Origin of the sequence: Nocardia sp. BMG51109, assembly GCF_000526215.1 — a bacterium.
In the GTDB taxonomy this organism is placed as follows: domain Bacteria; phylum Actinomycetota; class Actinomycetes; order Mycobacteriales; family Mycobacteriaceae; genus Nocardia.
In genome coordinates, this window is record NZ_JAFQ01000004.1 from 5,089,556 (window position 1) to 5,108,457 (window position 18,902).

Annotated in this window: 17 protein-coding genes; 11 read left to right on the forward strand and 6 right to left on the reverse strand. The window is 72.1% G+C overall.

Features of this window, described 5'->3' with window-relative positions; translation table 11 throughout:
- Window positions 1-16: 16 nt before the first annotated feature.
- Entirely contained in the window at window positions 17-1,120 is a 1,104-nt protein-coding gene (locus D892_RS0124425) for a polyprenyl synthetase family protein (RefSeq protein WP_084161208.1), read from the reverse strand.
- A 168-nt stretch (window positions 1,121-1,288) separates the two neighbouring features.
- Here D892_RS0124425 and D892_RS0124430 point away from each other — a divergent pair, with 168 nt between their 5' ends.
- Together D892_RS0124430 and D892_RS0124435 are read left to right on the forward strand one after the other, a co-directional pair.
- Window positions 1,289-2,287 (forward strand): methylenetetrahydrofolate reductase, encoded by a 999-nt coding sequence (locus D892_RS0124430; protein WP_084161209.1) that lies wholly within the window; start codon window positions 1,289-1,291, stop codon window positions 2,285-2,287.
- 105 nt (window positions 2,288-2,392) lie between these two features.
- Window positions 2,393-3,103: a hypothetical protein gene (locus tag D892_RS0124435; protein WP_024803751.1), complete on the forward strand. Its 711-nt coding sequence runs from the start codon at window positions 2,393-2,395 to the stop codon at window positions 3,101-3,103.
- A 54-nt stretch (window positions 3,104-3,157) separates the two neighbouring features.
- Here the strand turns inward: D892_RS0124435 and D892_RS0124440 are convergent, their stop codons facing one another.
- The 5 genes from D892_RS0124440 to D892_RS0124460 all read right to left on the reverse strand — a co-directional run bounded on the left by D892_RS0124440 (window position 3,158) and on the right by D892_RS0124460 (window position 8,341).
- A complete protein-coding gene (locus tag D892_RS0124440; protein ID WP_084161691.1) occupies window positions 3,158-4,273 on the reverse strand; it encodes a glycosyltransferase family 2 protein in 1,116 nt (371 codons plus the stop codon).
- A 92-nt stretch (window positions 4,274-4,365) separates the two neighbouring features.
- On the reverse strand, window positions 4,366-4,983 hold the full coding sequence (locus tag D892_RS0124445) for a DUF3153 domain-containing protein (protein WP_232236378.1): 618 nt from the start codon (window positions 4,981-4,983) through the stop codon (window positions 4,366-4,368).
- Between the two features lie 210 nt (window positions 4,984-5,193).
- A complete protein-coding gene (locus tag D892_RS0124450) occupies window positions 5,194-6,117 on the reverse strand; it encodes a carotenoid biosynthesis protein (protein WP_024803754.1) in 924 nt (307 codons plus the stop codon).
- Window positions 6,114-7,724: an NAD(P)/FAD-dependent oxidoreductase gene (locus D892_RS0124455; RefSeq protein ID WP_036567446.1), complete on the reverse strand. Its 1,611-nt coding sequence runs from the start codon at window positions 7,722-7,724 to the stop codon at window positions 6,114-6,116. The genes D892_RS0124450 and D892_RS0124455 overlap by 4 nt, the downstream gene beginning before the upstream one ends.
- Window positions 7,721-8,341, reverse strand: a complete 621-nt coding sequence (locus D892_RS0124460; protein WP_024803756.1) for an N-acetyltransferase — start codon at window positions 8,339-8,341, stop codon at window positions 7,721-7,723. Before D892_RS0124460 ends, D892_RS0124455 begins: the two co-directional genes overlap by 4 nt.
- Window positions 8,342-8,531: 190 nt before the next feature.
- Between D892_RS0124460 and D892_RS0124465 the strand changes: the two genes are divergently transcribed.
- The 9 genes from D892_RS0124465 (at window position 8,532) to mraY (ending at window position 18,896) form a co-directional block, all read left to right on the forward strand.
- A complete protein-coding gene (locus tag D892_RS0124465) occupies window positions 8,532-8,972 on the forward strand; it encodes an SAV_6107 family HEPN domain-containing protein (protein ID WP_051499157.1) in 441 nt (146 codons plus the stop codon).
- A 124-nt stretch (window positions 8,973-9,096) separates the two neighbouring features.
- Complete coding sequence (locus tag D892_RS0124470) at window positions 9,097-9,549, forward strand: DUF3040 domain-containing protein (protein ID WP_024803758.1); 453 nt, start codon at window positions 9,097-9,099, stop codon at window positions 9,547-9,549.
- A 414-nt stretch (window positions 9,550-9,963) separates the two neighbouring features.
- Entirely contained in the window at window positions 9,964-10,395 is a 432-nt protein-coding gene (gene mraZ / locus D892_RS0124475) for a division/cell wall cluster transcriptional repressor MraZ (protein WP_024803759.1), read from the forward strand.
- A gap of 201 nt (window positions 10,396-10,596) precedes the next feature.
- Window positions 10,597-11,583, forward strand: a complete 987-nt coding sequence (gene rsmH / locus D892_RS0124480) for a 16S rRNA (cytosine(1402)-N(4))-methyltransferase RsmH (protein WP_024803760.1) — start codon at window positions 10,597-10,599, stop codon at window positions 11,581-11,583.
- Window positions 11,580-12,542, forward strand: a complete 963-nt coding sequence (locus D892_RS47920) for a hypothetical protein (RefSeq protein ID WP_024803761.1) — start codon at window positions 11,580-11,582, stop codon at window positions 12,540-12,542. Before rsmH ends, D892_RS47920 begins: the two co-directional genes overlap by 4 nt.
- Complete coding sequence (locus D892_RS0124490; RefSeq protein WP_051499159.1) at window positions 12,539-14,422, forward strand: penicillin-binding protein 2; 1,884 nt, start codon at window positions 12,539-12,541, stop codon at window positions 14,420-14,422. Before D892_RS47920 ends, D892_RS0124490 begins: the two co-directional genes overlap by 4 nt.
- Window positions 14,423-14,557: 135 nt before the next feature.
- Complete coding sequence (locus D892_RS0124495) at window positions 14,558-16,276, forward strand: UDP-N-acetylmuramoyl-L-alanyl-D-glutamate--2,6-diaminopimelate ligase (RefSeq protein ID WP_036567450.1); 1,719 nt, start codon at window positions 14,558-14,560, stop codon at window positions 16,274-16,276.
- Window positions 16,273-17,823, forward strand: a complete 1,551-nt coding sequence (gene murF / locus D892_RS0124500) for a UDP-N-acetylmuramoyl-tripeptide--D-alanyl-D-alanine ligase (RefSeq protein WP_024803764.1) — start codon at window positions 16,273-16,275, stop codon at window positions 17,821-17,823. Before D892_RS0124495 ends, murF begins: the two co-directional genes overlap by 4 nt.
- Complete coding sequence (gene mraY, locus D892_RS0124505; RefSeq protein ID WP_024803765.1) at window positions 17,820-18,896, forward strand: phospho-N-acetylmuramoyl-pentapeptide-transferase; 1,077 nt, start codon at window positions 17,820-17,822, stop codon at window positions 18,894-18,896. The genes murF and mraY overlap by 4 nt, the downstream gene beginning before the upstream one ends.
- The last annotated feature ends 6 nt before the right edge of the window (window positions 18,897-18,902 follow it).

Genomic DNA, 18,902 nt, shown 5'->3' on the forward strand with positions numbered 1-18,902 from the left:
ATCCGCGCGCGGAACGTCATGCGACCCGCCGGGTGGCGGCCAGTGCCATCGCGCGCAGCCGTTGCTTGGCCGCCGCGGTGGCCGCACTGGAGTCGAGGGCGGCGAGGCCGCGGTCGGTGAGTTCGGCGATGCGGCGCTCCACCTCGTCGACCGCGCCGAGTTCGGTGATCAGCTCGCGCAGGTGGCTCACCTCGGCCGCGGTCAGGTCGGTGCCCAGGGAGGTGCGCAGCAGCGTCGTGGCCGCCGGATCGGCGCGGCGCAGCGCCTCGGCCACCAGCACGGTGCGCTTACCCTCGCGCAGGTCGTCGCCCGAGGGCTTGCCGGTGACGGCCGGGTCGCCGAAGACCCCCAGCAGATCGTCGCGCAGCTGGAAGGCGATGCCGATGTCGGTGCCGAATTCCCGGTAGGCCGTGACCAGTTCGGCGTCGGCGTCGGCCAGCGCCGCGCCCAGGTGCAGCGGCCGCTCGACCGTGTACGCGGCGGTCTTGAACCGGTTGATGCGCAGCGCCGCCTCCACCGAATCGTCGGCGCCGACCTCACCGTGCACGTCGAGCAGCTGCCCGCCCATGACCTCGGTGCGCATCGCCGCCCACACCGGGGCCATCCGGGCGCGGGCGGCCGGGTCCAGCTCGGCGGCCGCGACCATGTCGTCCGCCCAGGCCAGGGCGAGATCGCCGATCAGCACCGCCGCGCTGATCCCGAAATGCGCCGGGTCGCCGTGCCATTCGAGCTCTCGGTGGCGCTGCTCGAAATCCACGTGCACGGTGGGGAATCCGCGCCGGGTGCGCGAGGAGTCGATGATGTCGTCGTGGATCAGCGCGCACGCCTGCACCAGTTCCAGAGCGGCGCAGGCGTTCAGCACCGCGGTCGCCTGCGGCCCGGAGGCGTCGCCGCCCGCGCCGAGCCAGCCGGTCCAGGCGAACGACGGGCGGGTGCGCTTGCCCCCGCGCAGCACGAAGTGCTCGAGTTCCACGGCCGCGTCGACGACCACCGGGCCCAGCTCGCCGACCAGCTCCCGGCGCGCGGCGAAGAACTCGGTCAGGGCGCCCTCGACGGCGGCGACCAAGGGCGCGGGGCCGATCGGGGTCGAACGGGTAGGGGCGCCCGGTCCGGTGGACATCGGAACCTCCAGGGTGATTCGACACGTCGGCCGGCCGAACGTGCGCGCGGCGGCATATTGTTCGGGACGCGACCGCGCGCCCCGCGGAAAACCTTACCGACCTCCGGATTCGCCCCGGCAATCGCACGGGCGGCGAACCGGCGGGCCTTCGCCACTTACACTGGACCGGTGAGTTTCGACAACGTACGGGGACGTTCGACCCCAGGCCGACCGTCCCGCACGCCAGAAATTTCCGGAACTCCGTCCGTCGTGGAGCAGCTGATGCGGCGCTCCGACGGGAGCATTCCGTTCTCGGTCGAGTTCAATCCGCCACGCGATGAGGCGGCCGAGGCGCGTTTGTGGCGGGCGGTGCGCGAGTTCGAGCGGATGCATCCGGCATTCGTCTCGATGACCTACGGTGCGGGCGGGTCCACCCGCGACCGAACCGCCCGCGTGACCGGGCAACTCGCGCAGGAGACCACGCTGCTGACGGTGGCGCATCTCACCGCCGTCGAGCAGAGCGTCGCCGAACTGCGCTCGATCGTGGGCACCTACGCCGACGCCGGCATCCGCAATCTGCTGGCGCTGCGCGGTGATCCGCCCGGCGATCCGCTGGGCGAATGGCAGCAGCATCCCGAGGGGCTGGAGTACGCCGAGGAACTGGTGCGCATGGTGCGCGGGCTCGGCGACTTCCACGTGGGCGTGGCCTCGTTCCCGCAGGGTCATCACCGTTCCCCGGACCTCGACCAGGACACCGCCTACCTGTGCGCGAAACTGCGTGCGGGCGCGGAGTATTCGATCACCCAGATGTTCTTCGACGTGGAACACTATCTGCGCCTGCGGGATCGGGTGGTGGCCTGCGATCCGACCGAGGGCGCCAAACCGATCATCCCGGAGTTGATGCCGGTCACCTCGCTGCGCACCGTGCGCCGGGCCGAGGAACTGTCCGGCCGGCCGCTGCCGCCGCGGCTGATGGAGCGGCTCGAGCGGGCCGCCGGCAACGACCCGGAGGCCAACCGCAACGCCGTGCGCGCCGTCGGCATCGAGATCGCCACCGAGATCGGTCAGCGGTTGATCGACGAGGGCGCGCCCTGCCTGCACTTCATCACGCTCAACTTCGCCAAGGCCACCACCGAGGTGCTGACCAACCTGGGCTACACCATGACGCCCGCGCCGGTGAGCGCCTGATCGGCGATCCGCCGCCGGCCCCGGCGTTTCGCGGCCGATAACCGGGGATATGCCCGGCCGCCGGAGTACCGTCACGTCCCGACCGTGACGACGAGGAGAACTCCGATGGCCGTGGTGCGCAGTCTGGTCCGTATCGCCGGTGCGGTGGGCGCGTCTGTCGCGCTGACCTGCGCCGGTTCCGTGACCGCGACATCGGCGCCGCCCGATCCGGGCGCGGCGATCGCGGCCGCCGGCCGGGTGGAGACCGCGGGCTCCAGCGATTTGCTGGGCGCCTATCAGTCCGCGGTGGAGGGGTTGCGGCGGCTCGGCGTGCAGCCGTTCCTGTACCCGACGGCGTCGGCGTTCTGCCACACCGGCACCACCGTCGGGATGGTGCCGGCGCTGGCCGGGGCGCTGCCGGGTCCGTGGCCGAAACCGGCCGTGCCGACTCCCGGCCTGGACGCCTCGGCCGTCCGGTCCGGGCAGACCGTGTTCGCCTTCGTGCCGTACGGGCTGGGCGCCGACGGCGCCGACACCTCGGGCATGCAGGTGGCGTGGCTGAACACCGGCACCGGGCGCGGGGGTTTCGCCGCGATGAACCCGCTGTCGCAGGTGGCGCGCGCGATGGTGCCGCCGAATGTCCCGGCCGAGGTCCGTCCGCTCGCCGAGAAGGCCGTGCAGGATTTCTTCGCCGCCGCGCTACCGGTCGGCGGCGTCCGGGCCGTTCCGGTGGACACCGGCTCCGGCACCGTGCTGGCCGCGGTCTTCGGTTCGGTGCGCAACGGCGACCAGACCTGCTTCTTCCTGCCGACGGTGGGTGTCGTCCCGGTGCCGTGAGGGTGCTGTGCGCTGTGCCGCGCGAGGAGTGGATTGCCCTGTGCCGCAGGGAATCTACACCGCGAGATCGGGCAGCGGGCGGCCCTTCCAGCGTAACGAGCCCGCCCGGCGCAGCCGATGGGAACGCACCGACAGCCGCAGGTAGGCGGCGATCGAGACGGGATGTGCCAGGGCCGCAACGACATCCGCGGGGCGCGGGCCGCCGCCGGATTCCAGCGACCGGGCCAGCAGGCGGGAGGCGACCGCGCAGAGGTAGCCGATCCCGCCGATCCGGCGAGTGCTGCCGCGTGCGCAGAGCGCGGCCAGCGGGGGCGTCCAGAAGCTGAGGGTCGCGACCACGCCGACGGCCGCGCTGCCGGCGGCCGACCCGTAGGCCGACCACAGCCACCGGGTGTACCCGGTATCGAGATCGGTTGCGCCCCGGTACATCCGGGTGCTCGCGACGCGGCCCGCGGCCGCCAGCCGGGTGTGCCGTCCGGCCCGGCGCAACGCCCGGGCCAGCGCCAGATCCTCGGTGACGTCCGAGGCGACGGCGGCATGTCCGCCCACGGCGTGATAGGTCGCGGCGTCGAACACCAGGAACTGCCCGCACGCCACCGCGGTCGAGGGGCGCAGGCCGCGGTCGGCCATCCGGACCGGCAGGGTCGCCGCCCACGACCAGCACAGCAGCGGCTGTACCAGGACCTCGGCGACGGATCCGGCCCGCTGCCGGGGCCAGGCCGAGACCAAACCGGCTCCGGTCCTGCGCAATTCGCCGACCGCCGCGGCGATCGCGTCCGGGCGCAGCCGCACGTCGGCATCGAGGAAGACCAGCGCCCCGGCCCGGACGGCGCCGGAATCGGCGGTCGCCGCGGCGATCTCGGCCAGCCGGGCACAGGCCGCGGACTTGCCGGTCCAGCCCGGGGCGAGCCCGGTATCGGCGGCGATCACGGTGAACCGTTCGTCGCCGCCGGCCGCGATCGCCGCGGCCGCGTAGGTGCCGTCCGTCGACCCGTCGTCGAGGATCAGCACACGCAGCCGCGAAACCCCGCGCTGGGCCCGCAGATCCGCGATCAGCGCGGGTACCTCGGCGGCCTCGTCCCGCGCCGGCACGCAGACGGTCACCGGCTCGATCACGGTGGTATGCGCCGCGTTCAGCTGCCGTACCGTCAGCCGGTTGACCGCCGCCATCGCCGCGCTCGCACCGGCGACGATCGTGCCTGTGACGACCGTGCCTGCGACGACTTTCCCCGCGATGACGGTCCCCGCGCCGGCGAGATCGTCTACGAGCGCGGCGACCACGGCGGGGTGGGGTTGCGGCTGAGGTAGGCCAGCACCGCGACGATGGCGGCGACGGCGAGGGTGATCCCGCCGACGATGCCGGCCCACCCGGCGAACGAGCGAGTGTTGGGATCGGCGTATTTCACCTCGGCGTGCACGGTGCTCACGTCGCCGGTGGGCAGCTTCCAGGACACCACCGAGTCGCCCTCGCGGGTGCCGTTGGTGGTCGCGACCCGGGCCGGGAAGGCCACGCTGAACTGCACGTCCGTGCCCTGCGGCGGGACGTTGCGCAGGTCCGCCCGGCCGTTCAGGGTGACCAGGTCGCCGGTGCGGGTGAACTGCAGGTTGAACATGCCCTGCGTCTCGTCGGACAGCTGGCTCAGCTGCTGCACCTCACCGAAGTTGAGATCGTCGAAATACACCTCGCTCCCGGAGTATCCGTCCTGGGTGTACGGCTCCACCCGGACCTTGCCGGCCAGCGATTCGGGCACGGTGAGTTGCGGGCCCTTGTCGTTGGCGTTGGCCGGTACGGCGGCGGCGACGATGCGCCCCGACACCCGGTCGTTCGACGACACGCCCATCGACACCTGAACCCGCAGGCAGCCCGCCAGCATCGGCATCAGCAACGCCGCGAGAACCACGAGGGACCAGGCGCGCCGGCGGCGCCGGCGGGGCTTGGGCACGTCCGTGCCGGCGGGCTGCGGTGTTGTCGGACTCGGCTGCACGGCACACATCGTGCCATGACACGCGGGGTCTCTCGGTACGCGACGGGCCGGGACGCCCGCACCGGCGGCGTGACCTGCCCGTTATCCGACAGTCGTCCGGACCGGTCACGCCGTGCCCGGCCCCCGGCCGGGCGGCCGATCTCGGCGGGATCGGTCCGGCGCGCGGGCGGGAGCCCGGAACATGCTCTCCAGCAGCGGGATTCCGAGCACGCCGAGTCCGAGGAAGCCGTAGCAGGCCGACGCGGGCAGGCCGAGGAAGGCGGCGTGCGCCAGCGCGGATCCCAGCCACGTCCACAGGAACACCGCGATCGGGACGCCGTCGCCCGGCCGTTGGTCGCTCGCCCGTCCGTCGCCCGTCGGCCCACCAGCGGGCCGTCCGGCAGGAGGCATGCCGAGGGGCCACCCACCACCTGCGGTCCGGGCGGCTTCGCGGTCCAGCACGCCGAGCAGGATCGCCATCACGGTGGCGACCGCGAACCAGCCGAGGTAGTTGGTGTACGGAATCTGCGGTAGGCCGGGCAGTCCGGGCGCGGCCGAGCACCAGCTCCACTGTCCGTCGGCGACCATCTGCGGATCCAGGAACAGGTCCCAGCCGACCGCGCCGACGGCGGTGAGCAGCACGCGCGTGCCGGCGCGGGTGAGGTGCGGGCGGGCCCGGGAACACAGCCGCCCGGCCACCACCCACACCGGATACAGCCCGCCGGTCCAGGCCAGCGCGACCACCAGCGGCACACCGGCCACCGCCGGACCGAGCCGCCCGGTCGCGTAGCCGTAGCAGCCGAACGGGAATCCGTGTGCGGTGCCGGTGATTTCGGCGGCCAGGCCGAGACCCGACACGATCAGCACGAATCCGGCCGCCACGCCGAGGCCGCGGGTGCACCACGCATGCGCGAAGGCCGTTGCCGCCGAGAGCAATACGACCGCCACGGTCACCCGGTCGCGGGCGGCGCCGGCGGTCAGCGGATATCCGATCTGGGTGAGAACGAGCGCGGCCGCCGCGGCCGCGGGCAGCCGGTGCGCGGCGTTCACCGGCCGAGGAACGGCAGCCGGGCGCGGCGCAGGTCGCGCAGCACCGCGTGGGCGGCGCTGCGCCCGCTCGCTCCCGATACGCCGCCGCCCGGATGAGTCGACGCCCCGGTCAGATACAGGCCCGGCGCGCCCGGCACCCGCTGTCCGGCCAGTTCCGGCAGCGGCCGCCAGAAGAACATCTGGTCCAGCGACATCTCCACGTGCATCACGTTGCCGCCGAGCAGGCCCAGTTCGCGTTCCAGATCGGCCGGGGTCTGCACGAAGCGGTCCCGCACGGTGGCGGCGAAACCCGGTGCGTACGAGTCGACCTCGGCGATGATGTCGTCACCCGCCCGCTCCGCGTGCGCGCTCCAGTCGCTGCCGTCGGCGAGCCGGTACGGGTGCCACTGCGCCCACAGCGACAGCTGATGCTGTCCGGGCGGCGCGAGCGAGGGGTCGAGCGCGCTGAAGCTCATCGCCAGCACGACCGGCCGCGGCGGCAGGTCGCCGGCCAGCGCGGCGGCGTGCGCGCGCCGCAGCTGCCGCCGATCGGTGGCCAGCAGTTGCAGGCCGCGGGCGGATTCGCCGGCCGTGGCGCCCGGATAGGACGGCAGCGCGTCGGTCGCCGCGCGCACCACCATGCCGATGCCGGGGCCGACCCGGATGCGCCGCCGCCAGCCCGCGAGCACGTCCCGGTCGAATCCGCCGTGCCGCAACAGCTCCAGCGTGGTCAGGATGTGCGTGCCCGCGATCACGGTGCGCGCGGACAGGTTCCGGCCCGATTCGGTGCGCACCTGCCAGCCGTCGCCGGCCCGGCGCAGTGCGGTGACCGCGTCGCCGGCCGTCACCGTGCCGCCGTCCGCGCGCAGCCGGGCCACCAGCGCGTCGGTCAGGGCGCCGCTGCCGCCGACCGCGCGCCCGGGCGGCAGCGTATGCAGCAGTGCCGCGAAACCCACCATCGGCGCGGTGCCGGGTTCCGACATCGGCGGCCCGGACTGCGCGCCGAACCACGCCAGCGCCGCCTTCAGCCGCTCGTCGTCGAACCAGCTGTCCAGCAGCGCGTCCCCGGACTGCAGGAATTCCCGCGACAGCGCGCTGCCGCCGCCCCGGGTGTCCAGCCCCCAGAACGCCCGGACGAACCGCCCCGGACCCGGCGGCCCGGAGAACGACCGCATCACCCGCCGGGCGCGCGGCCCCCAGACCCGGACGAAACGCCGATAGGCGTCGGCGTCGCGGGCGCCGCAGGCGGCCTCGATCGATGCGCACGTCCGGTCGACGTCCCGGTGGAACACGATCGGCGCCCGCTCGCCCCGCGCCGATGGTTCACGGATGGGCGGTGCCGGTGCGAAACCCCAAGGGTCGCAGTCGAGGTAGCGCAGCCCGAACCGATCGAGCCCGAGCTCCTCGATGATGCCGGTGTGCCGGATCATGATGTGCGCCGAGGAGCCGCGGTCGACCAGATGCCCCGGGAACCGCGGCACCGTGGAGACCGCGCCGCCGAGCACCTCGTCGCGCTCGAGCACCTGCACGGCATGTCCGGCCCGGGCCAGATAGCAGGCGGCGACCAGCGCGTTGTGCCCGGACCCGACGACCACGACCGCGTCGCGCCGACGGGGTGGTCCGGTCACGCCGGGTCCAGCGGCAGCCCCCGGCCGAGTACCGCGAACCGCCGGGTATCCCCGGAGAACACGAAATGCCGGATCACGTCGGTGAATCCCTGCCGCCGGTACAGCCGCCAGGCGCGGTTGTCCTCGTGGTCGACCTCCGGGGTGGACAGCAGGGTCGCCTGCTCCGGCCGGTTGCGCAGCAACCGGACCAGCAGCGTCTCGCCGATCCGGCGGCCCTGCGCGCTGGGATGGACGTGCAGTTCGGTGAGTTCGAAGTAGTCCGAGAGCAGGTCCTGCGCCGCCTGCTCGGGCCATCCGGAGCGGCGCATGCCGTTGTGTACCTGTTGATGCCACCACTGGTGTGGCGCGCCGCGGTAGCCGTAGGCGATCGCCACCAGGGGCGCGGTGCGGAGATCGAATCGCCCGGTGTCGTCGGGGATCACGGCGCCGACCGCCTGCCAGCCCGGCCGGGTGGTGTGCTCGGACCACATCGGTGCGCGGTGGTGTTCGGTGCCGCGGGGGTAGTCCATCGCCGCGACGTACACCGCGAGCGCATCGTGCAGCCGGGCGCGCAGGGCGGCGACCGACAGATCGACGACGACGGGGGCGGGAGTGTGGTGCGGTCTGAGCGCTGTCATATCTGGGCTGGGCGGCTCTCGTTCGACGCGGATGCCGGGCTCGCGGGGGGAGACGAGCGTGGGCACGGAAGTTTGTCGGTGGTCGTCTCTATATTCACACTCAATTGAAACGTTCGAATGCCTGTTCGGTCCGTCCGGTCGGCGATGTGCTCGACGGGCCGGGGCGTGCGAAAGGTGTGGAGGTACCGCAATGGCTGGTCGGATCGGACATCCGGGGCGTTCCGGGCGGGCGGGCGGTCTGCTGGACCGCGCCGACGCGCTGCTGCTGCAGTCGACGGCCGACGGTGATCCGCGCGAACGATTCCGCACGGCGTACCTGGCGGCGCTGCGGGGCGCGGGTGCGGTACTGGCGATCACGGGGGCCGACCGCGCGCCGCGGGCCCGGTCCCGCAACGCGTGGGTGCTGATGCAGCAGGCCGCGCCCGAGTTCGTGATGTGGGCGGATTACTTCAGTTCCTTCTCCGAGACGCGCGCGGCGATCGAGGCCGGGCTGGACCGTCCGGTCGACGCGCGACGCGCCGATGAGTTCGCTTCTCGGGTAGGGGCATTCCTGCACGACGTGGAAGACTTGGTGAGTACGGCGGCTCGACTGCGTCCCGCGGAGGGCCGGCTGGGCGACGGCACGGCCTGAGTATCGGCGAGTAGGTGGTAGCGCACTGATCGAACTCGTATCATTGGGAGCAGGTAGCCGCCAAGGTCGGCTACTTGTCGTCTACCCGGAGGCGACCACCACGACAAGTGCCGGGGGAGGTACCGTGCCACTCTCCGAGCACGAGCAGCGCATGCTCGAACAGATCGAGAGCGCGCTCTATGCTGAGGACCCCAAGTTCGCCTCGACCGTCCGAGGCGGACGGCTACGTTCGGCTACGGGCAGACGCAGATTTCAGGCGGCGGCGCTCTTCGTCCTCGGCCTGGTTCTTCTCGTCGCGGGTATCGCCCTGCCCGTGAAGCCGGGCGGTTTCCCCATCATCAGCCTGTTCGGTTTCATCGTGATGTTCGGCGCGGGCGTCCTGCTGCTGATGGGTGGTTCGGGTCTGCCGGGCACCGGTCGCAAGGGCGGGGACGCGCAGCCGGGCACGGGTGGTCCGGGCGGCGCCGGTGGTGCCGGTGGCGCCGGGGGTCCGAAGGGTAAGCAGCGCAAGCCGGGTGGCGGCTTCGCCGCCCGGATGGAGGACCGGTTCAGGCGCCGGTTCGAGGGGGAGAACTAGCCAGGCCACCAGAGCCGCTGACACCATAGCGACACGCCGTGCAATGCACGGCGTGTCGTTTGTTGTGTGGATCTCTTTCCGGGGTGGGCGGGTATCACTCACCCCGCCTCCCCGAGACGCCCCACCTCCCCCCACCGATTACCCCCACTTCGACCCACTCGGCGGTTGAGGGCCTTCCCCATCTGCGGGTTTGCTGATCGTTGTCGGGTCGTCCGGCGGCTTCGCGGAACGTGTCGGGGGAACTCGGAGAAATCTCCCCACCGCCGTGATAGCTGACGTGAACTGGGCAATCGACTGCGCGGGGGTCGAGATCGCTCCGGCTTTCGATTGAAAGTGGGGGAAAGTGGGGTAATGTGGAGCGCGCACTGATGGAGACCGACCAGACGAGGTGATCCAGCAGGAGGTGTCGAGGCGGTGTTTCTCGGTACCTATATGCCTCGCCTGGACGACAAGGGGCGACTGACGTTGCCTGCGAAGTTTCGGGACGAGCTTGCGGGAGGGTTGATGGTGACGAAAGGTCAGGACCACAGCCTTGCCGTGTATCCCAAAGAGGAGTTCACCGCGCTCGCGCGGCGGGCCGCCGCGGCGTCCCGGAACAACCCGCAGGCACGGGCTTTCGTCCGAGCTCTGGCGGCCTCGACGGACGAGCAGCGTCCGGACGGACAGGGCCGGATCACGCTGTCGGCCGAACACCGCCGCTACGCGAACCTGGACAGGGACTGCGTGGTGATCGGCTCGGTCGACTTCCTCGAAATATGGGACAAGCAGGCGTGGGAGTCCTACCTCGCCGAGCACGAGGAGGATTACTCGATGGCCAGAGACGAGTCGCTGGGCGGCATCTTCTAGCCCCGAGCGAGGCGGGTGCCCCGCGGCCTCTGCCCGACACGGACCCTGACGTACTTCCCCAACGCCAGGTGCCGTCGTCGGACAGAGACCACGGGGCATTCCCACCAACGTGTGAAGCCGAATCGCAGGCGGCCCTCTGCGGCGTGTGCGCCGCGCCGGATACCGCGCGCGACACCGTGAGGCAGGATCCGGGAGGTCGAGGTGAATCATGCCAGCCGGACTCCCCGTCATGTTCCGGTTCTGCTGCGTCGCGCCGACGAGATCCTCGGTCCCGCACTGACTTCCGGTGGTGTCCTGGTCGACGCCACGCTCGGCCTGGGTGGTCACGCCGAGCACTTTCTGCGCGAGTATCCGACGATCCGGCTGATCGGGCTGGACCGCGACAGCGCGGCGCTGCGGCTGGCCGGCGAGCGGCTGCGCCCGTTCGAGGAGCGGATCACGCTGGTGCACACCCGGTACGACGGCATCGCCGAGGCCCTGCGCGATGCCGGAGTTCCGGCGGTGCGTTCGGTCCGGGCGGTGCTGATGGATCTGGGCGTGTCGTCGATGCAGCTGGACGAGTCGGAGCGCGGGTTCGCCTATTCGGTCGACGCGCCGCTGGACATGCGGATGGATCCCACCGCCGAGCTCACGGCCGCCGACGTGCTGAACACCTACGGTCACGGCGAACTCGCCCGGGTGCTGAAAACCTATGGCGAGGAACGGTTCGCGGGGCGCATCGCGAGCGCGATCGTCCGGAAGCGGGAGCAGCGCCCGTTCAGCACGAGCGCTCAGCTGGTGGAGCTGCTGTACGACGCGATCCCCGCGGCGACCCGGCGCACCGGCGGGCATCCCGCCAAGCGCACCTTCCAGGCGCTGCGCGTCGAGGTCAACCGGGAACTGGAATCGCTGGAGGCCGCGTTGCCCGCAGCGCTGGACGCGCTCGAGGTGGGTGGCCGCATCGTCGTGATGTCGTACCAGTCGCTGGAGGACCGGGCGGTCAAGCAGGTGTTCGCGCGCCGTTCGGCGTCGCGCACGCCGATCGACCTGCCGATGGAACTGCCCGGCGGTGGGCCGGAATTCACGATCCTGACCCGGGGGGCGGAGAAGGCGTCCGCGCACGAGGTCGAGGACAACCCGCGGGCCGCGCCGGTACGGATGCGGGCCGCGGAACGGATACAGGACGCAGTAGGGGAGGCAGGACCATGAGCGTGCGCACACGGGTGGACGCACCACGGCGAGAGGTGCGGGAGACGCCGCGCCGGAGCGGCCGGGGTGCCGCCCCGGCCGCGCCCCGGCGGGTGGAGCAGGCCGAGCGGGTGAAATCCGGTGCGGCCCAGCGCGCCTACGCGCGCCGGCACAACCGTTCCGAGCGCGGCCGGCGGCTCCCGCCGCTGCCGGGCCGGGCCGCCTCGGCGATGGCCGGCCGGCTGCCGTTCGTCTCCGCCATCCTCGCGCTGCTGGGCTGCGGCCTGGTGCTGACCCTGCTGCTGACCACCCGTGCCGCCGAGGACAGCTATCAGCTCGGCGATGCGCGCCAGACCAATCGCCACCTCGAGGACGAGCGGGCGGCGCTGCAGCGCGAGGTGGCGGCCGCCGACTCCGCTCCGGAGCTGGCGAACCGGGCCCGCGAGCTGGGCATGGTCCCGGCGCAGGATCCGTCCCGCCTGCTCGTCGCGCCCGACGGCACGGTGACGGTGGTCGGCGCGGAGACGCCCGAGCAGGGGCCCCCGGCGCCGCCGCTGAACACCTCTCCGGCCGCGCCCACCCCGGTGCCGCGGCTCGCCCGGGCACAGGGGGAGCAGCTCGTGCCCGTGCCGAGCACACCCGGCCCGGGTCAGAATCCGGCGGAGACGAGTCAGCGCGTCGGTCACTCCGTGCCGGGCCAGGCGCCGGAGGCCGGTCAGGTCCCCGCGGGCGACCAGGCGCCGGACGGGAACGCGGCGGCGCCGGTCCCGGCCGCGCCCGATCAGGCCGCCGCTCCGGCGGATTCGGCGGTGCGGGCACCGGCCGACGCGCCGGCGCCGGTCGCGGCCGAGCCGCCGCTGCTCGGGGCGGCGCCCGGGACCGCACCCGACATGCCGTCTCAGGCCGGGACACCCGCGCCGGGACCGTCCGCCGAGCCCACCGAGACGCCGGCCCCGGTGCCGGACGAGGGTGTTCGATGACCCGGTCCGCGGGCCGTACGACCCAGCCGCGGCGGGGCCCGGTCCGGCGTCGTCCGCGTTCCGGGCCCGGCGCCGCCGGTGACGCCTCGTTCCGGCTGCGGTTCGGGGTGGGCCGGGTCGTGATGCTGGCCGCGCTGCTGCTGGTCGCGGCCCAATTGCTGTGGGTACAGACGGTTTCCGCGCCCAGCCTGTCGGCCCAGGCGGCCAGCCAGCGCACGGTGCACGCCGACGATCCGGCCCTGCGCGGGGCGATCACCGACCGCGACGGCAAGTCGCTGGCCTTCACGCTGCCGACCAAGGATCTGTCCTTCCAGCCCGTCGGCGTGCGCAAGAAGCTCGCCGAGGCGCGCGCGAAATCGGCCAAGGCGCCCGATCCGGACCAGCGGCTGCAGGACATCGCCAAGACGGTCCACGACAAGCTCGGCCCGGCGGCGCCCAAGGAGGCCGACCTGCTGGCGCAGTTGCGCGGTGACGAGACGTTCGTCTATCTGGCCCGCCACGTCGACTCCCGGATCGCCTCGGAGATCAAGGAGCAGTTCCCCGAGGTGACGGTGGACCGCCAGGACACCCGCAACTATCCGGGTGGTTCGCTGGCCGCCAACATCATCGGCGCCACGGGCTGGGACGGGCACGGCGTCGTCGGCCTGGAATCCTCGATGGATTCGGAGCTGGCCGGCACCAACGGCTCGCACACCTACGACCGGGGCTCCGACGGCGCGGTGATCCCGGGCAGCGAGCGCGACCGCCAGCCCGCGGTGGACGGGTCCTCGGTGGAGCTGACCCTCGACTCGGATATGCAGTACTACGTCCAGCAGCAGGTGCAGCAGGCCAAGCAGAACTCGGGGGCGCAGGACGCCTCCGCGGTGGTGCTGGACGCGCACACCGGGCAGGTGCTGTCGATGGCCGGTGACAACACCTTCAACCCGCAACTGGAGCCGAAGAACTGGGACACCGGCCACATGGGCAATCCGCCGGTCTCCGACGTCTTCGAGCCGGGGTCGGTGAACAAGATCGTCACCGCGGCCTCGGCGATAGAGTACGGGCTGACGAATCCGGACGAGGTGCATCAGGTTCCGGGGCAGATCCACATGGGCGGCGTCACCGTGAACGACGCCTGGGAACACGGCGTGACCCCGTACACCACCGCGGGCATCTTCGGTAAGTCCTCGAACGTCGGCACCCTGATGCTCGCCCAGCGGGTGGGTGAGACTCGCTTCGCGGAGATGGTGAAGCGATTCGGGCTCGGGCAGCGCACCGATGTCGGACTGCCGGGCGAGAGCGGGGGCGTCGTCCCGCCGCGCGACCAGTGGTCGGGCTCGACGTTCGCGAATCTGCCGATAGGGCAGGGGCTTTCGATGAGCCTGCTGCAGATGACCGGAATGTACCAGGCGATCGCCAACGACGGCGTGCGGATCCCGCCGCGCATCGTCAAGGCCGAGGTCGGGGCGGACGGAAAGCGCAGGGAGACCGAACAACCCGAGGGCGTGCGGGTGGTGAGCCCGCAGACGGCCCGGACGCTGCGCGACATGTTCGAGGCGGTGGTCCAGCACGATCCGGCGGGCGTGCAGCAGGGCTCCGGTCCGTCCGGCGCGGTCGAGGGCTACCAGATCGCGGGCAAGACGGGCACCGCACAGCAGATAGATCCGAACTGCGGGTGCTATTTCACCGATCGCTACTGGATCACCTTCGCCGGTATCGCCCCCGCCGACAACCCGCGCTACGTGGTCGGCATCATGCTCGACGCGCCGATCCGCAGCACCGACGGCGGCGGCGGTCAGTCCGCGGCGCCGCTGTTCCACAACATCGCGTCCTGGGCGTTGCAGCGCGACCGGATTCCGCCGTCCCCACCGGCGCGGCAGTGGGTGTTGCAGGCCGATTGAGCCCAATACCCGGCCGCAGTGCCCGGGGCCGAGCGAACGTCGGTAACCTGACACGTCGACTCGAGTCCGACGTCATGAGATCGCCCCGGCAGCGGCCCGCCGAGCCGAGGGCCATATCGAACCGAGAGGAGCTTCGTGCCCGTGCAGCCCAGTCCGCAGGCACTGCGCCCGGCGGCGCCGCCGTCCACCGCGCTGCGAACGGTCGTCGAGGTCACCGGTGCGCGGCCGAGCCGCGGCGAGCTCCCCGAGACCGAGCGCCTCGACACGGAGCGCCTCGAAGCCGAGTGCCTCGACACCGTGGTGACCGGCATCGAGCATCGGTCCGACGCCGTGCGGCCGGGTGATCTGTTCGCCGGGCTGGCCGGTGCGCGCGCACACGGCGCCCGGTTCGCCGCCGAGGCGGTCGAGCGCGGGGCGGTCGCGGTGTTCACCGATCCGGCCGGCGCCGAATTGATCGGTGAGATCGGCGTTCCCGTGCTCGTGCACGACAGTCCGCGCGCGGTGCTGGGTGAGCTGTCGGCGGAGATCTACGGCCACCCGTCGCAGCGGCTGCGGGTCGTCGGCATCACCGGCACCTCCGGCAAGACCACCACGTCGTATCTGGTGGAGGCCGGGCTCGCCGCGGCCGGGCGGCAGACCGCGCTGATCGGGACCATCGAGACTCGCATGGGTTTCCGCCCGAGCGGTCAGGGCCCGGAGGCGGTAGCTTGCGTCACCACGCAGGGCCCCCGCTCGGGCGGCTTCGGATACGGCCGGGTGCCGAGCGCGCTGACCACGCCGGAGGCGCCGCAGCTGCACGCCATGTTCGCGCTGATGGTCGAGCAGGGCGTGGACGCGGTGGTGATGGAGGTGTCCAGCCACGCGCTGGCGCTGGGCCGCGTCGACGGCGTGCGTTTCGCGGTGGGCGCGTTCACCAATCTGTCGCAGGACCACCTCGACTTCCACGCCGATTTCGAGGACTACTTCGCCGCCAAGCGCCGGCTGTTCGACCCCGATTCGCCGGTCGCCGCGCAGCTCAGCGTGATCTGCGTCGACGACGCCTGGGGGCGGCGGCTGGCCCGCGAGGTGGGCGGCCGCGCGCCGGTCGTCACGGTCGCCACGACCACGAGCCCGACGGGCGAGGACGAATCGGACTGGGTCGCACTGGGTGTCTCCGCCGAGGGTGGCGAGCAGTCGTTCACCGCCGTCGGCCGGGACGCGAAAATCCCGGTGCGCCTGCGCCTTCCGGGCCACTACAACATCGCCAACGGGCTGCTCGCGGTCGCGGTGTGCGCGGCCGCGGGTGTCGATGCGGCGACCGCGGCCGCGGCGCTGGCGCACGTGGACGTGCCGGGCCGGATGCAGCGCGTGGACCGGGGGCAGGATTTTCTCGCGGTGGTGGACTACGCGCACAAGCCGGCGGCGGTGGAATCGGTCATCGCGACGCTGCGCGAGTACGTCAAGGGTTCCGGCGGCCGGCTGGCCGTGGTGGTCGGTGCGGGCGGCGACCGCGACGCCGGCAAGCGGCCGCTGATGGGCGCCACCGCGGCCCGCGGCGCCGACCTGCTGATCATCACCGACGACAATCCGCGCGGCGAGGACCCGGCGGCCATCCGTGCGGCGATTCACGCCGGCGCGCAGGGGATTCCGGAGCCGGAACGCGGCGAGGTCACCGAGATCGGGGACCGGGCCGCGGCCGTCGCCGCCGCCGTGGACTGGGCGCGGCCGGGGGATGTGGTGCTCGTGGCGGGCAAGGGGCACGAGACCGGGCAGGAGATCGCGGGTGTGAAGTATCCGTTCGACGACCGCGAGGTGCTGGCTGAGGCCCTCTCTCGGCGGCCCGCGCCTGATGACAAGGATCTGACCGTTTCATGATCGAGATGACCCTGCGGGAGATCGCGGATGTCGTCGGCGGCACGCTGCACGATGTACCCGATCCTGCGGTGACGGTGACCGGTGCGGTCGAATTCGATTCGCGCCGAGTCGATTCCGGTGATCTTTTTCTGGCGATGCCGGGTGAGCACGCCGACGGGCACGATTTCGCGGCCGGTGCCGTGGCCGCCGGTGCGGTGGCCGTGCTGGCGGCGCGGCCGGTGGGCGTTCCGGCCATCGTGGTGGAACCGCTGCCGGTCACCGGCAGCAGGGCGCTGGTGCTGGCGCACGACCGCGACGGTTCCGGCGCGGCCGTCCTCGCCGCGCTGGCGAAGCTGGCCCGGGTGAGCATCGACCGCCTCGCGACCGGTGGCCTCACCGTCATCGGGGTGACCGGCTCCTCCGGGAAGACCTCGACCAAGGATCTGCTGGCGAGCGTGCTGGCTCCGCTCGGGCCGGTGGTGGCCCCGCCGGGTTCGCTGAACAACGAGCTCGGTTACCCGTGGACGGTGCTGCGCGCGGACGCCGGCACCCGGTTCCTGGTGCTGGAGATGTCGGCCCGCGGGGTGGGACATATCGCGGCGCTCACCGAGACCGCGCCGCCGGCGATCGGCGTCGTGCTCAACGTCGGCACCGCCCACCTGGGCGAGTTCGGCAGCCGCGAGGCGATCGCGCGGGCCAAAGGCGAACTGGTGGAGGCGCTTCCGCCGTCCGGCATCGCGATCCTGAATGCCGACGACCCGAACGTGGCGGCGATGGCGAGCCGCACGCGGGCGCGCGTGGTCACGGTCGGCCAGTCCGGCGCCGCCGGCGTGCGGGCCACCGGCGTCGTGCTCGACGAGGCTGCTCGTGCCCGGTTCACCTTGCACGCCAACGGTTCCGAGACCGAGATCCGGCTGGCCGTGCACGGCGAGCACCAGGTCGGCAACGCGCTGTCCGCCGCCGCGGTGGCGCTGGAGTGCGGTGCCGATCTCGACTCGGTCGCGGCCGCGCTGTCGGGCGCGCGGATCGTGTCGGCGCACCGCATGGACGTGCGCACCCGCGCCGACGGCGTCACCGTCGTCAACGACTCCTACAACGCCAACCCGGATTCGGTCCGCGCGGCGCTCAAGGCCCTCGTGAGCATGGCGCGTGCCGAGGGGAGCGAGGGGGACGGCGGGCCGGGCCGCCGATCCTGGGCCGTGCTGGGGGAAATGGCCGAACTGGGCGAGGAATCCGTCGTCGAGCACGACCGGATCGGCCGGCTGGCGGTGCGCCTGGATGTGGACCGCCTCATCGTCGTCGGCAGCGGGCGCCCGGCCCGCGCGCTGCATCAGGGGGCGGTCATGGAAGGGTCATGGGGTGAGGAATCGGTTCTCGTACCCGACATCGAGGCCGCGATCGCGGTGCTGGACAACGAGCTCGCGGCGGGTGATGTGGTGCTGGTGAAGGCGTCCAACTCGGCCGGGCTGTGGGCGGTCGCGCAGCATCTGACCGCGGCATCCGAGCCGGATGCGGAGGCGGTGCGGCGTCCCCAGGTGCCACCGTCCGGTACGGAGGCGGCGGTATGAGACAGATCCTGTTCGCGGCCGGCATCGCGCTGGCGGTGTCGATCCTGTTGACGCCGTTGCTGATCCGGATGTTCGCCCGGCGCGGGTTCGGTCAGGAGATCCGGATCGACGGGCCGGAGAGCCACAAGGCCAAGCGCGGCACGCCGACCATGGGTGGCGTGGCGATCCTGATCGGCATGTGGGCCGGATATCTGGGCTCGCACCTGATCGGCATCGGATATCACGCCGACGGGCCGTCGGTCTCCGCGCTGCTCGTGCTGGGCCTGGCCACCGCGCTGGGCGCGGTCGGCTTCGTCGACGACTTCATCAAGCTGCGCAAGCAGCGCAATCTGGGATTGACGGCCGCGGGCAAATACCTCGGCCAGCTGACCTCGGCGGTGTTCTTCGGGGTGCTGGCGCTGCAGTTCCCGGGTGCGGGCGACCGCACCCCGGCCAGCCGGCACCTGTCCTACGTTCGCGAGATCACGACCGTGTCGATGGGCGTGATCATCTTCCTCGCCTTCGTCTGCCTGGTGGTGGTGGCCTGGTCGAACGCGGTCAACCTCACCGACGGGCTGGACGGCCTGGCCGCCGGGGCGATGAGCCTGGTGCTGGGCGCCTACGTGATCATCACGTTCTGGCAGTACTACCACGCCTGCGAGACCAAGCCCGAGGCCGGCTGCTACAACGTGCGCGACCCGCTGGACCTGGCGCTGGTGTGCGCCGCCGGCGCCGCGGCGTGCGTCGGGTTCCTGTGGTGGAACGCGGCTCCCGCCAAGATCTTCATGGGTGACACGGGTTCGCTGGCGCTGGGTGGCCTGATCGCCGGGCTGTCCATCACGACCCGCACCGAGCTGCTGATGATCGTCATCGGCGCGCTGTTCGTCGCCGAGACCGTGTCGGTGGTGTTGCAGGTCGCGGTGTTCCGGACCACGCGCAACCGATTGTTCAAGATGGCGCCGTTCCACCACCACTTCGAACTCAGCAAATGGGCCGAGACTACCGTGATCATTCGGTTCTGGTTGCTGGCCGGCATGGCATCAGCAGTCGGACTGGGATTGTTCTACAGCGAATATCTCTCTCAGGTCGGGTAGCAGCCA